Annotated in this window: 11 protein-coding genes; 4 read left to right on the top strand and 7 right to left on the bottom strand. The window is 65.1% G+C overall.

The annotated features are described in order from the left end of the window. Positions 1–466: 466 nt before the first annotated feature. The 7 genes from ACIQTT_RS10825 to rpmH form a co-directional block, all read right to left on the bottom strand. Complete coding sequence (locus ACIQTT_RS10825) at positions 467–907, bottom strand: GNAT family N-acetyltransferase (RefSeq protein ID WP_402789453.1); 441 nt, start codon at positions 905–907, stop codon at positions 467–469. A gap of 129 nt (positions 908–1,036) precedes the next feature. Then, positions 1,037–1,663 (bottom strand): 16S rRNA (guanine(527)-N(7))-methyltransferase RsmG, encoded by a 627-nt coding sequence (gene rsmG, locus ACIQTT_RS10820; RefSeq protein WP_402789450.1) that lies wholly within the window; start codon positions 1,661–1,663, stop codon positions 1,037–1,039. A 31-nt stretch (positions 1,664–1,694) separates the two neighbouring features. Then, positions 1,695–2,186, bottom strand: a complete 492-nt coding sequence (locus ACIQTT_RS10815; protein WP_402789447.1) for a protein jag — start codon at positions 2,184–2,186, stop codon at positions 1,695–1,697. Continuing rightward, positions 2,186–3,250 (bottom strand): membrane protein insertase YidC, encoded by a 1,065-nt coding sequence (gene yidC, locus ACIQTT_RS10810; RefSeq protein WP_402789445.1) that lies wholly within the window; start codon positions 3,248–3,250, stop codon positions 2,186–2,188. Before yidC ends, ACIQTT_RS10815 begins: the two co-directional genes overlap by 1 nt. 3 nt (positions 3,251–3,253) lie before the next feature. Next, entirely contained in the window at positions 3,254–3,604 is a 351-nt protein-coding gene (gene yidD, locus ACIQTT_RS10805; protein ID WP_247624055.1) for a membrane protein insertion efficiency factor YidD, read from the bottom strand. Then, complete coding sequence (rnpA, locus tag ACIQTT_RS10800; protein ID WP_402789441.1) at positions 3,601–3,948, bottom strand: ribonuclease P protein component; 348 nt, start codon at positions 3,946–3,948, stop codon at positions 3,601–3,603. The genes yidD and rnpA overlap by 4 nt, the downstream gene beginning before the upstream one ends. Positions 3,949–3,954: 6 nt before the next feature. Further along, complete coding sequence (gene rpmH / locus ACIQTT_RS10795) at positions 3,955–4,092, bottom strand: 50S ribosomal protein L34 (protein WP_013584598.1); 138 nt, start codon at positions 4,090–4,092, stop codon at positions 3,955–3,957. A gap of 239 nt (positions 4,093–4,331) precedes the next feature. Between rpmH and dnaA the strand changes: the two genes are divergently transcribed. From dnaA to ACIQTT_RS10775, 4 genes are all read left to right on the top strand, one after another. After that, complete coding sequence (gene dnaA, locus ACIQTT_RS10790; RefSeq protein ID WP_402789438.1) at positions 4,332–5,804, top strand: chromosomal replication initiator protein DnaA; 1,473 nt, start codon at positions 4,332–4,334, stop codon at positions 5,802–5,804. A 514-nt stretch (positions 5,805–6,318) separates the two neighbouring features. After that, a complete protein-coding gene (dnaN, locus tag ACIQTT_RS10785; protein WP_402789435.1) occupies positions 6,319–7,464 on the top strand; it encodes a DNA polymerase III subunit beta in 1,146 nt (381 codons plus the stop codon). Positions 7,465–7,624: 160 nt separating this feature from the next. Beyond that, a complete protein-coding gene (locus ACIQTT_RS10780; RefSeq protein ID WP_402789433.1) occupies positions 7,625–8,401 on the top strand; it encodes a cohesin domain-containing protein in 777 nt (258 codons plus the stop codon). A gap of 50 nt (positions 8,402–8,451) precedes the next feature. Then, positions 8,452–10,263: an amidase family protein gene (locus ACIQTT_RS10775; RefSeq protein WP_402789431.1), complete on the top strand. Its 1,812-nt coding sequence runs from the start codon at positions 8,452–8,454 to the stop codon at positions 10,261–10,263. Positions 10,264–10,306: the final 43 nt, after the last annotated feature.

Here is a 10,306-nt window from a genome sequence, read left to right as displayed (position 1 = left end):
ACCCGGGAGTGAGCATCGGGAGGGGCCCACGAAGTGGGAGGGTACCCGTTCTGCGAACGAAGGGAGCACCCACCCCACACCCCCACGACACCAAAGCCCTTTACTGAGAACGGCAGACGGCAACAACACATGTTTCACGTGAAACACCCACCGAGCGACACCGATGCTCAATAGCTGGCACCCAGCTACAGCACCTGCAAGAAACCGTGTGGAGGTGGTGTGCTCCCGGGAGTGAGCATCGGGAGGGGCCCACGAAGTGGGAGGGTACCCGTTCTGCGAACGAAGGGAGCACCCACCCCACACCCCCACGACACCAAAGTCCTTCACTAATGACACAGTCCGGAACACCACATGTTTCACGTGAAACACACATCAGCCAACACCGACGGTCACGTCCCTGACACCCACCTCCACACCTGCGAGACACCAAAGGCCACTCACGTATGTTTCACGTGAAACAGCAGGACTAGGACTCCACCCGGCTGCGAACCATGAAGACGTCGACAGCATCCTCGCTCTCGAGCGTGAATCCATGACGCTCATAGAGTCGATGTGCCGCACTCCCCTGCAGCACGTTCAAGCGGAATGACGCGCCAGTGTCCCACTTCTCCAGCACATGCGTCAGCACCGCACCGCCGAGACCCTTCCCTTGCACACTCGGGTCCAGGTAGAAGTGCTCGATCCACACGGCATCGGGCTCCTCGCGCACCGCAACGGACCCGACATCCTGTCCGTCGACGACAATCACCCAGGTATTCTCCGACACGAACGCCCGCAAGAACCGCTCACGAACCCAGGTGGGGTCGTACCTGTGGAGTCGTTCGAGGTCAGGTCGCATGACCACGGCGCGCAACTCGGCAATCCACACCGCATCAGGTGTCGTACTCGGACGCAGCTTCCACCCCATGTAGCTACCTCCTCCGGCTGCGCACGGCGCGACCCATGACGAATCCATGCGGCGTTTCACGTGAAACATCGAAGATCACGAGCGCGACCACACGGCAGGAAGCGGATGTTTCACGTGAAACATCGACCGTCAGGCGCGAACAGAGGCCCGCACGACGCGGGTGATCTCCGGGAGGACACCCTCACCGAGAACCTCGACCCGGACATCGCTGACCTTGTACTTCTTGATCTGCTTCTGGGCGGCCTCGATCTCATTCGCCGCGTTCATCCCCTTGAGGAGAGCGAGCTCTCCCCCATCGCGCACGAGCGGCGCCGTCAGAGGAAGCAGGGTGCGTAGAGCACTGACGGCACGAGCCGTGACCACATCGAAGGCACCGGCGCGGCCCACTTCTTCGGCGCGAGCGCGTAGGATCTCGACGTTGTCGAGGCTGAGCTCGGTGACCTGCTCGGTCAACCACGTGACTCGTCGTTCCATCGGCTCGACAAGGGTCCAGTGCACATCCGGTCGGGCGATCGCCAGCACCAGACCCGGAAGTCCGGCACCGGATCCGATGTCCGCGACTTTGCCGTGGAACAGCGGTGCAGCGATCACGCTGTTGAGAATGTGGCGGGTCCACAGTCGCGGAAGCTCCAGCGGACCGATAAGTCCGCGCTGCTCTCCCTCACGGGCGAGAGCTTCGGTGAACGCGCGTGCGGTGTCGATCCGATCTCCGAAGAGAGTGGCGGCGACCGCCGGTTCTGTCTCGAGACCACTCATGCCGCGTACTCCCGCAATAGATCGAACGGGGTCAACGACGGCGCAGGACCGTGTGACGGTCTGCACCCTCGCCGTACGACTCCGAGACGAGTCCGCGTTCCGCCGCGATGTCGTGCACGAGCTTGCGCTCGTAGCTCGACATCGAGGGCAGTGATGCCTGCGACGCGCCTTCATCGAGCTTCGCCGCCGCAGCATCCACCAGGGTCTCGAGCTGACGACGACGCGTGTCGCGGGAACCGCCGATGTCGAGGATCAGGCGGGAGAACGATCCGGTCTTGCTCTGCACGGCGAGACGCGTCAGCTCCTGCAGCGCCTGCACCGTGTCGGGAGCCGAAAGGAGGCTGAGTCCATCGCCTTCGGCCTCGACGGAGACATAGGCGCGTCCTTGACGAACATCGAGGTTCAGGTCGCCATCGATGTCGGCGATGTCGAGCAGCTCCTCCAGGTAGTCCGCCGCGATGTCGCCCTCGTTCTCGAGCTCGGCCACCGTGGGCTCGACGCTCTCGGTCACGCTCTCGGTCATCAGGAGCCCTTCTTCTTCGCGCGCTTCTTACCCACAGGCTGCTGACGCTTCGGAGCCTCGGCCTTGGCCTTCTCGGCCTCATCGAACAGACGCTTCTGCTCGGCCTCGTAGGCGGCCATCGGAACGACCTTGCCCGAGGAATCGATCGCCTTGCCCTTGCGAGCGAGGCGCTCTTCACGGGCCTTGGCGGCCTCGGAACCAGGGGTCGGCATCTCACGGATGACGAGGAACTGCTGCCCCATGGTCCACAGGTTCGAGATGAACCAGTACACGACGACACCGAGCGGGAAGAAGATGCCCGAGAAGATGAAGCCCAGCGGCAGAACGTAGAGCATGATCTTCTGCATCTGGTACGCCTGGCCCGTCTTGGCCTCGGGCGACAGATTCTTCGAGATGATCTGCAGCTGGGTGAAGAACTGCGAACCGATCATGAGCACGACGAGCGTGACCAGGATGATGATTGCCGTGGTGTTGCCGGCGTCGACCGCGTTGCCGAGCGTCTCGTGCAGCGAGGCGACACCGAAGAGCTTGGCGTCGTAGAACTGTTCGGTGAGCTCGGCGTTGAGCAGGCCCACACCGCCGATGCCGGCCGCGTGGTGCTTGGTGACATCGCTGAGCACGCTGAAGAGCGAGAAGAAGACCGGCATCTGCACGAGGAGCGGGAGACAGCTCGACATCGGCGTCGTGCCGTGCTTCTTGTACAGCGCCATGGTCTCGCGACTCATCGCCTCGCGGCTGAGCTGGTCGCGCTTGCCCTTGTACTTCTCCTGGACTTTCCGCAGTTCAGGAGCGATTTCCATCATCTTTCGCTGGCTCTTGATCTGCTTCACGAAGAGCGGAATCAGAGCAGCGCGAACCACGACTACGAGCCCGACGATCGACAGCACCCAGGTGATGCCCGACGCGGCCGGAAGACCGACGGCGGTCAGCAGCCAGTGCCAGGCGACGAGCACCAGCTCGACCAGCCACTTGAGCGGCCAGAGGATGGTTCCGATCAGATCGAAACCTCCGGAGGAGGGGGCCGGCGACGGTGAGACGCTGGCGAGCAGAAGGTCGAGACCCACCGGTCAGTCCTTTCGAGCGGGAACGACGAAACCATGGGCGGTCAGGTCGTGGCGGAAGTGTTCGTGCGGTTTCACGTCGTCAACGCCCCCGCGGGTCCAGGGATTGCAACGGAGGATGCGCCATGCCGAGAGCAGTGTTCCCCGCACGGCACCGTGCTGTTGCACCGCACCTACAGCGTAAGCCGAACAGGAGGGGTAGTACGCACAGACATCTCCATACATCGGCGAGATCACCTTGCGGTACCCGGTGAGGAACCCGAGCACGAGATTGCGCGGGATCAGCGGGATGCTCCGCATCAGGTCACCCGTGTGCAGGTGTCCGGTGCCGATGGAGGATGCCGGTAGCGCGGTCATCGTGCGCCCGCCGGTGCGAGTCGAGCGAGGCAACGGTCGACATCGGCCTGGAGCTCGGCGTAGGTCGCGGTCGCAGACGAAGGAAGGGCACGGATGACGACATCCGTGCCCTGGGGTACGCGAGACAGCGCTTCGGCGCACACAGCTTTGAGTCGACGTCGGACGGTGTTTCGAACCACCGCCCCACCGACCTGCTTGCTGATGATGAAGCCGAAACGTGCGGCCCTGCTCTCATCCGTCGTCATCATCGAGGTGATGACGCGCGCCCCGCCACAGCGTGAACCGCGACGAACGACCAACCGGTAGTCGCTCCCGCGGGTCAGCCGATAGGCGCGGGCGAGCACAGCGGATTACGCGGAGAGCTCGGTGCGGCCCTTCGCACGACGCGCGGCGAGGATGCCACGACCCGCACGGGTACGCATACGGGCGCGGAAGCCGTGCTTCTTGGCGCGACGACGGTTGTTGGGCTGGAAGGTGCGCTTGCTCATAAGATCACTCCGGGAATGCTGCCACCGGATTCACTGCGACCGGAGACAATTTAGGGAACTGCCGAAAAGGCATAAGTCAACCGACTAAGGGTACGTCGCGACGGCGCACAGAGCAAATCTGCGCGCTTCGCCGCGGTGGATCGGTGAGTACCGCACAGCCATTATCCACAACCTCGAACGCAGGGCGCGGCACAACACGCGCGTTGATTTTCCAGGGCAGGTTGCCGTTCCCGGCTGCGATGACTACCGTTGGCATCCGTAGTTATCCACAGGGGCGAACCGCGTTTCGCAGCCCCTCACCGATCCCCGCCCGGAGCGTCATGTCCTCACCTGCCCAGCCCGACGTCCCGATCTGGACCACGGTGCAGGAGCTGCTGGTCGACGACGATCGCGTGACGCCGCAGTTGCAGGGCTTCCTGAGTCTCGCCGTGCCGGCGGGCGTCATGTCGGCCACTCTCTATCTCGAGGTTCCCAACGACCTCACGGCCGCGCAGATCAACAAACGTCTCCGGTTGCCGATCATGGAGGCCCTCACCCACATCGGTGAAGAGGTCACCTCCTTCCGCGTCGTGGTGAACCACGAACTCGCCGAGCAGCCGACCGCTCCGATCGCCGTCGCCGACTTCGGGCGTCAGGAGAACGTCCGCGTCGATTCCCCGATGGAGCAGCCCACCCCGCTGCGCCACGAGTCCCGCCTCAACCCCAAGTACACGTTCGACAACTTCGTCATCGGCCAGTCCAATCGTTTCGCGCACGCGGCGGCGGTCGCCGTGGCCGAGGCGCCGGCCAAGGCGTACAACCCGCTCTTCATCTATGGCGACTCCGGACTGGGCAAGACCCACCTCCTCCACGCGATCGGCGACTACGCGCAGTCCCTCTACGCGGGGGTCAAGGTGCGCTACGTCTCGAGCGAGGAGTTCACGAACGACTTCATCAACTCGATCGCGAACAACCGCGGCGCCGCGTTCCAGGCGCGCTACCGCGAGGTCGACATCCTGCTCATCGACGACATCCAGTTCCTGCAGGGTCGCGCCGAGACGCAGGAGGCCTTCTTCCACACCTTCAACACCCTCCACGATCACAACAAGCAGGTGGTGATCACGAGCGATGTCGCGCCCAAGCACCTCACCGGCTTCGAGGACCGCATGCGCAGCCGCTTCGAGTGGGGTCTGATCACCGACGTGCAGGCACCCGACCTCGAGACCCGCATCGCGATCCTGCGCAAGAAGGCGCAGAGCGAGGCCCTCCACATCCCGGACGAGGTGCTGGAGTACATCGCGACCGTGGTGTCGTCGAACATCCGCGAGCTCGAGGGCGCACTCATCCGCGTCTCGGCCTTCGCGAGCCTGAACCGCTCGGCGCTCGACATCTCCCTCGCCCAGACCGTGCTGCGCGACATCGTCGACACGGCCGAGGACAACATCATCTCGCCGACCGACATCATCACGGCGACCGCGCAGTACTTCAAGCTCACCGTCGATGACCTGTACGGATCGAGCCGCTCTCAGCAGATCGCGACGGCGCGTCAGATCGCCATGTACCTCTGCCGGGAGCGCACGAGCCTCTCCCTTCCCAAGATCGGTCAGCTGTTCGGCAACCGCGACCACACCACGGTGATGTACGCGTACAAGAAGATCAGCGACCTGATGAAGGAGCGTCGCTCCATCTACAACCAGGTGACCGAGATCACCACGCAGCTCGGTCGACGCTGACGACACACACGCAGTCACGGCCTCGACAAGGGGGACACGGCATCCGTTCGCGGGCCGTGTCCCCCTTTTTTCCTACTTGACGACGATCCGCGGCATCCGATAAATGCCTCTATGCACATGTGGATAACTTGTGGATGGATGTGAATCACATCGGGATGAATGAGGTCGGAAGGACCAAACCTGTGGATAACTTCGGTGGACGGGCCGGAGGGTCGGATGCCCCGAACCCGCGGTTTCCTCAGGGATTCCACAACTGACAAGCGTGTAGTTCCCTACTCGCGACTACTATCCACCGAGTTATCCACAGTATCCACAGCTGTTAACACCGTTAAGGAGTTAACCCGGTTAAGGCGCGATCCGATCACCAGACGGTGGGGAGAACCACCCGGAACGACAGATTCCCGTCGGCGTAGGGATCCGAAGGACTGTGGGGCTAGCATGGGAAGCCCTGCGGTGGGCCCACCTCGCAGCAGTACCGACGACACCGTCCTAGATCGACGACAAGGGAGCACCCGTGAGGTTTCAGGTCAACCGCGATGTCTTCAGCGAGGCTGTGTCGTTCGTCGTCAAGCTGCTGCCGCAGCGCAACCCGCAGCCGATCCTCGCCGGAGTGCTGATCGAGGCGGACGGTTCAGGTCTGACCCTGTCGGCCTTCGACTACGAGGCATCCGCCCGCACCACGATCGAGGCCACCGTCGACACCCCCGGCACGATCCTCGTGCACGGCCGTTTGCTCTCGGACATCGCCAGCCGTCTGCCGAACGCTCCGATCGAGATCGCGGTCGAAGAGGACGGCGGCATCACTGTCACCTGCGGTTCCGCACGTTTCACCCTCGCCGCCATGCCCGTCGAGGAGTACCCGTCGATCCCCGAGGTCGCCGGCTCCTCCGGTGTCGTCCCGGCCGACGACTTCGGCACCGCGATCGCGCAGGTCGGCTTCGCCGCTTCGCGTGACGACGTCACTCCCGTGCTCACGGGCGTGCAGCTCGAGGTGTCGGGCCAGAGCCTGAGCCTCGTCGCGACCGACCGCTACCGCGTCTCGCTCCGCGATGTTCCGTGGGACGGCGAAGCCGCTGCCGATCAGACCGCGCTCGTTCCCGCACGCACGCTCGTCGAGGTCGGAAAGACCTTCGGCCACGCCGGAACCATCCAGATCGCGTTCTCGGGTGCCGGCGACCGCGAGATCATCGCGTTCACGGCGGGCAACAAGACCGTGACCTCGCTGCTGATCAAGGGCAACTTCCCGCCGGTGCGCCGTCTGTTCCCGGAGCAGACCGACCACTACGCGGTCGTCAACACCGCCGACCTCATCGAGGCCGTTCGTCGCGTCGCCCTCGTGCTCGATCGCGCTGCTCCGCTGCGGTTCACCTTCTCGAGCGACAGCGTGACGATGGATGCGTCGGGCAGCGAGCACGCCCGCGCCTCCGAGTCGGTCGACGCGATCCTCTCGGGTGGCGACGAGGTCGTGCTCGGCCTCAACCCGCAGTACCTGATCGAGGCCCTCGGCGCTGTGAAGAGCGAGTTCGTGCGCGTCACGTTCACCTCGAGCGACAACGCCAACAAGCTCAGCCCGGTTCTGATCACGAGCCAGACCTCGGTCGATCAGGCGGGTCTCGACTCGTTCAAGTACCTGCTCCAGCCGAACCTCCTGCTGCGCTGAGCCCCCTTCCCTGAGCCCTGCCTCCGGCCGTTACGCGCCGGAAACCGCACCGCTCAGAGCGCGAAACACCCGACTGCGAGAGTCAGCCGTACCCCCAGAGCACGGCTGCTCCGAACAGCCGTGCAGCCGAGCTCGTCTCTCCAGACGAAAGACGCTCCGCATGCAAGAAATCCCCCCTACCCGATTCCGCCGGTTGCGAGCGCTCGCATCCGGCGTCGCCTTCACAGCCGCGACGTTGCTCGCGTTCGGTACGGCATCCCCGGCCTCGGCCGTGGTGGTCCCGATCGCCTATGAGACCGCGACCCTGACAGCGACTCCGACCTCGGTCTCCGTCGGCGACACCATCACGGTCAGCGCGGTCCTCACCGGGCTCACCGACGCCTATGCGTACGAACTCGACATCGCTTACGACCCCGAACTGCTCGCGTTCGTCGCCGACAGCGAGATCTTCCCGACCGGCGGCTTCGGATCGGCGACCGACTCGGGCAGTGAGATCGCGGTCGCCGCGACCCGGCTCGGCACCTCCCCCGGTCTGACCGGCACGCAGACCCTGGTCACGCTCACCTTCACTGCACTCGAGGCGGGCGACGCCTCGATCGACATCGCGAACGGACGCATCGTCGACTCGAGCACCGCATCGTCGGCGGTCGATTCCGATGCGCCGGGCACGTCGACGACGGTGGAGATCACCGCCGATGAGGACACCGAGCCGGGGCCCGGTGACGGAGGCTCCGGTGGTGGCTCCGATGGCGGCGATCCCGACACCGGTTCGGGTTCGGGTTCGGGTTCGGGTTCCGGTTCCGGATCGGGGACGACGACGGACGGCTCGCTCGCCGTCACGGGCGCGGATGCCGCACCCTGGCTGATCCTCGGTGCGGGAGCCATCGCCGCCATCGCGGCGGGCACCGTCATCGCCGTTCGACGGAGGACCCGATGACCGCGCACGACACCCGAGCAGAGAAGCCGAGAACCAGGAGAGACACCACTGTGAAGAAGACCACCCTGCGGATCGTCGCCGCCGTCTCGGTCGCGGGTTCCACGATCGTCGCGGCCGGGATGGCGAGCGGAGCAGCGACGGCGGCGGCACCGGCCACCGTCAGCCTCCCGCCGTACTACAGCGAGCTCGACGTGACCGGTGACGAGATGGTGACGGCCGCGGACCTGTCCGTCGCCGCCGAATCCCTCGGTCTCACGGCGTCGTCGCCGGACTGGTCCCGAGTGGCCGTCCTCGATACCGATGCCGACGGCGAGCTCACGATCCTCGATCTCGCCGACCTCTCGCAGCGGATCATCTACGATGACGGCCCCTTCGAGCTCGTCGAAGCATCCGTGATCGACATGCAGGCGGCGATGAATGCGGGAGTCGAGACCTCGCAGAGCATCACCCAGGAGTACCTCGACCGCATCGCCGCCTACGACCGCACGGTCGTGCCCGGCGGCAGCCGTGCTCTCAACTCGATCATCACGGTGAACCAGAAGGCGCTGGCCGATGCCGCAGCGGCGGATGAGATCCGTGCATCCGAGGGCATGACGAGCATGCTCCTGGGCGTGCCGATCGCGTTGAAGGACAACTACGACACGGTCGACATGGTCACCACTGGCGGTTGCGCCTGCTGGAACGAGAACCAGACCGCGACCGACGCGTCGATGGTCAGCGGCCTGCGCAGCGACGGCGCCGTGATCCTCGCGAAGGCCAGCCTGGACGAGTTCGCCTACGGATTCGTCTCCGAGTTCTCCTCGTTCCAGGAGCCGGGTGCGACGACTCTCGTCGCGAGCCCGTACAACACGGACAGGACGGCCGGCGGCTCCAGCGGTGGCACGGGTGCGGCGATCTCGGCGAATCTTGCCGGCATCGGCTTCGGTACCGACACGGGTGGGTCGATCCGCGTGCCGTCGTCGTACAACCAGCTCGTGGGCATCCGCCCCACGGTGGGTCTGGCCAGCCGTGACGGCATCATTCCACTGGCACTCTCGCAGGACACCGGTGGGCCGATGGCTCGCTCCGTCATCGATGCCGCCGTCGCTCTCGACGCGGTGGTGGGAGTCGACGAGGCGGATCCGGTGACCGCTCGACAGCAGGGCCTCGTTCCCGAGTCGTACACCTCGTTCCTCGACGAGGATGCTCTGCAGGGCGCGCGCATCGGTTACGTCTCCTCGATGGTGGGGACCAACGCCGGCACCGTGCGGCTCTTCTCGGAGGCGACCGCGGCGCTGACCGCACAGGGCGCGACCGTGGTGCCGGTGACACCTCCGTCCGGGTTCGCCGCCGTTCTGAACGAGGGATCCGGGTCGACGAACGAGTTCCTCCACGATCTCGACGAGTACATCGCCACCCACCTCGGGCCGGACGTCGAGGCGCGGACCCTGACCGACATCCTCGCGACGAACAGCTTCGTGACGTCGCGGCGGTCGATCTACGTCTCGCGAAACGCGGTCACGGACGCGACCTACCAGGGGTGGGCCGGCGAGACCGGTACCCACACCGTTCAGCTCGCGGCCGGTAAGACGCTCGTGACCCAGATGATGGACGATCTCGATCTCGACGCGATCATCTATCCGAGCACGAATGCGTACAGCACCCAGGGAACCAACATGCGGCTGAGTCCCAACACCGGGATGCCATCGGTCACTGTGCCGATGGGGCAGACGGTCGCGGGTGAGACACTGCCCGGCAGCGGCGTGAACCTCGAGTTCCTCGGACGCGACTTCGACGAGGGAACGCTCCTCGGCCTGGCGTACGCGTTCGAGCAGACGGCGGAGGCCCGTACGGCTCCGTCGCTCTACGGCCCGCTTCCGTGAACCACGACCGGCGACTGCTCGATCCCCTTCGAGCAGTCGCCGG

It is taken from the genome of Microbacterium sp. NPDC090225 (genome assembly GCF_044772365.1).
Classification (GTDB): Bacteria; Actinomycetota; Actinomycetes; order Actinomycetales; family Microbacteriaceae; genus Microbacterium.
This window is presented reverse-complemented; position numbering and strand designations above follow the sequence as displayed.

Excerpts from the sequence above, each read along its gene's own strand:
- ACIQTT_RS10825 (WP_402789453.1), bottom strand. The coding sequence starts at position 907 with ATGGGGTGGAAGCTGCGTCCGAGTACGACACCTGATGCGGTGTGGATT.
- rsmG (WP_402789450.1), bottom strand. The coding sequence starts at position 1,663 with ATGAGTGGTCTCGAGACAGAACCGGCGGTCGCCGCCACTCTCTTCGGA.
- ACIQTT_RS10815 (WP_402789447.1), bottom strand. The coding sequence starts at position 2,186 with ATGACCGAGAGCGTGACCGAGAGCGTCGAGCCCACGGTGGCCGAGCTC.
- yidD (WP_247624055.1), bottom strand. The coding sequence starts at position 3,604 with ATGACCGCGCTACCGGCATCCTCCATCGGCACCGGACACCTGCACACG.
- rpmH (WP_013584598.1), bottom strand. The coding sequence starts at position 4,092 with ATGAGCAAGCGCACCTTCCAGCCCAACAACCGTCGTCGCGCCAAGAAG.
- dnaA (WP_402789438.1), top strand. The coding sequence starts at position 4,332 with ATGACTACCGTTGGCATCCGTAGTTATCCACAGGGGCGAACCGCGTTT.
- ACIQTT_RS10780 (WP_402789433.1), top strand. The coding sequence starts at position 7,625 with ATGCAAGAAATCCCCCCTACCCGATTCCGCCGGTTGCGAGCGCTCGCA.